At 51.6% G+C, this 2,262-nt stretch carries 2 tRNA genes and 1 rRNA gene; all 3 read right to left on the bottom strand.

From position 1 onward, the window contains the following. Window positions 1–1,724, bottom strand: a 23S ribosomal RNA gene (locus ABLU87_RS04720); the annotation flags it as partial. Between the two features lie 178 nt (window positions 1,725–1,902). Continuing rightward, window positions 1,903–1,978 (bottom strand) — tRNA-Ala (locus tag ABLU87_RS04715). 106 nt (window positions 1,979–2,084) lie between these two features. Next, window positions 2,085–2,161 (bottom strand) — tRNA-Ile (locus tag ABLU87_RS04710). Window positions 2,162–2,262: the final 101 nt, after the last annotated feature.

Below are 2,262 nucleotides of genomic sequence, written 5' to 3'. Positions count from 1 at the left end.
CTTCACCTACCATCAGCGTGCCTTCTCCCGAAGTTACGGCACCATTTTGCCTAGTTCCTTCACCCGAGTTCTCTCAAGCGCCTTGGTATTCTCTACCTGACCACCTGTGTCGGTTTGGGGTACGATTTGATGTTACCTGATGCTTAGAGGCTTTTCCTGGAAGCAGGGCATTTGTCACTTCAGCACCGTAGTGCCTCGTCATCACACCTCAGCGTTAGTAACGTTCCGGATTTACCTGGAACATCCGCCTACATGCTTAAACCGGGACAACCGTCGCCCGGCCAACATAGCCTTCTCCGTCCCCCCTTCGCAGTAACACCGAGTACAGGAATATTAACCTGTTTCCCATCGACTACGCCTTTCGGCCTCGCCTTAGGGGTCGACTCACCCTGCCCCGATTAACGTTGGACAGGAACCCTTGGTCTTCCGGCGTGCGGGTTTTTCACCCGCATTATCGTTACTTATGTCAGCATTCGCACTTCTGATACCTCCAGCAACCCTCACAGGCCACCTTCAACGGCTTACAGAACGCTCCCCTACCCAACAACACATAGTGTCGCTGCCGCAGCTTCGGTGCATGGTTTAGCCCCGTTACATCTTCCGCGCAGGCCGACTCGACCAGTGAGCTATTACGCTTTCTTTAAATGATGGCTGCTTCTAAGCCAACATCCTGGCTGTCTGGGCCTTCCCACATCGTTTCCCACTTAACCATGACTTTGGGACCTTAGCTGGCGGTCTGGGTTGTTTCCCTCTTCACGACGGACGTTAGCACCCGCCGTGTGTCTCCCGTGATAACATTCTTCGGTATTCGTAGTTTGCATCGGGTTGGTAAGTCGGGATGACCCCCTAGCCGAAACAGTGCTCTACCCCCGAAGATGAGTTCACGAGGCGCTACCTAAATAGCTTTCGGGGAGAACCAGCTATCTCCCGGTTTGATTGGCCTTTCACCCCCAGCCACAAGTCATCCGCTAATTTTTCAACATTAGTCGGTTCGGTCCTCCAGTTAGTGTTACCCAACCTTCAACCTGCCCATGGCTAGATCACCGGGTTTCGGGTCTATACCCTGCAACTTAACGCCCAGTTAAGACTCGGTTTCCCTGCGGCTCCCCTATACGGTTAACCTTGCTACAGAATATAAGTCGCTGACCCATTATACAAAAGGTACGCAGTCACCCAACTAGTGGGCTCCTACTGCTTGTACGTACACGGTTTCAGGTTCTTTTTCACTCCCCTCGCCGGGGTTCTTTTCGCCTTTCCCTCACGGTACTGGTTCACTATCGGTCAGTCAGGAGTATTTAGCCTTGGAGGATGGTCCCCCCATATTCAGACAGGATACCACGTGTCCCGCCCTACTCTTCGAGTTCACAACCTGTGTGTTTTAGTGTACGGGAGTATCACCCTGTACCCTGCGACTTTCCAGACGCTTCCACTAACACACAAGCTGATTCAGACTCCGGGCTGCTCCCCGTTCGCTCGCCGCTACTGGGGGAATCTCGGTTGATTTCTTTTCCTCGGGGTACTTAGATGTTTCAGTTCCCCCGGTTCGCCTCGTTAACCTATGTATTCAGTTAACGATAGTGCAACGAATTGCACTGGGTTTCCCCATTCGGACATCGCCGGCTGTAACGGTTCATATCACCTTACCGACGCTTTTCGCAGATTAGCACGTCCTTCATCGCCTCTGACTGCCAGGGCATCCACCGTGTACGCTTAGTCGCTTAACCTCACAACCCGAAGATGTTTCGTAAAACATCGTCGTGTCGCGAAAATTTGAGAGACTCGAACACACTTAAACAGTGTGTCGTTTCAATTTTCAGCTTGATCCAGATTTTTAAAGAGCAAAACTTCGCAGTGAACCTTTTCAGGTACACTCTGAAGTTTTCTTGTGTTGTGCAGTAAAGATGGTGGAGCTATGCGGGATCGAACCGCAGACCTCCTGCGTGCAAAGCAGGCGCTCTCCCAGCTGAGCTATAGCCCCATCGTAGTTAATCTCATTTACCGTAATTCGATTCCGGGCAAGGCGTGGAAGAACGAAGCATACTGAAGTATGCGAGTTATTTCACAACGCAGCACGGGAGCGAATTTGGTAGGCCTGAGTGGACTTGAACCACCGACCTCACCCTTATCAGGGGTGCGCTCTAACCACCTGAGCTACAAGCCTGCAGAGATTTTTTACTGCTACATTTTCATCAGACAATCTGTGTGGACACTACAAAGGCAGGTTCTTTAAGGTAAGGAGGTGATCCAACCGCAGGTTCCCCT

This window comes from Klebsiella sp. CB_Kp196, assembly GCF_040061575.1.
Classification (GTDB): Bacteria; Pseudomonadota; Gammaproteobacteria; order Enterobacterales; family Enterobacteriaceae; genus Klebsiella; species Klebsiella michiganensis.
This window is presented reverse-complemented; position numbering and strand designations above follow the sequence as displayed.